Genomic DNA, 549 nt, shown 5'->3' on the forward strand with positions numbered 1-549 from the left:
AAGCCTTCATCCAATTCTGCTGGCTGAGCCTGCTGTGTGGCGTGTTCGCTGCCTCCTACTACGCATCCTTGGTGACCCAATGAACATCGCCCAGAACCAACAAGTCCCGCTGCCCGAGTGGTTCAACAAGGCCCAAGCCAAGCGGGCCGCCAAATGCGCCCCCCGCGAGATTCAGCCCAACTTTGCGCCCGTCACCAGCACCGCCTGGAACAGCATCGCTAACCTGCGCCGCTGTCAGCCGTTCTCGCCGGAGACTGTCGCCGACAAATTCGCCGCCCTGCCAATCGGCACGGCTTCATGCGCGATATTCAGGGAGAAAATCGCGCTCCGTCACCCTGCTCTGATTGGATGGTTCACCCATGTCTATCAATCGCGCAATGCGTTATTGGGCCTACAAGCTGCTAACGCGGCAATACGCACCATTGACCAGCGGCTGTCTATTTCTGGCGAGCTCGGCGTGCTCCGTTTTTCTGGGGATGACCAGTTTGTTGATACCTTTGCCCAGCGGTTCGCTGACCATACCGGCAAGCTGGTTTCTACTCGGGCTCA

At 58.7% G+C, this 549-nt stretch carries 1 protein-coding gene; it reads left to right on the forward strand.

Annotated features, from left to right (window positions below; genetic code table 11):
* Positions 1–79: 79 nt before the first annotated feature.
* Positions 80–549, forward strand: a 470-nt coding sequence (locus PG899_RS24240) for a hypothetical protein (protein ID WP_270697831.1), incomplete at its 3' end; no start/stop codon positions are given.

The sequence above is a fragment of the Aeromonas sp. QDB39 genome (assembly GCF_027707585.1).
Taxonomy (GTDB): Bacteria; Pseudomonadota; Gammaproteobacteria; order Enterobacterales; family Aeromonadaceae; genus Aeromonas; species Aeromonas hydrophila.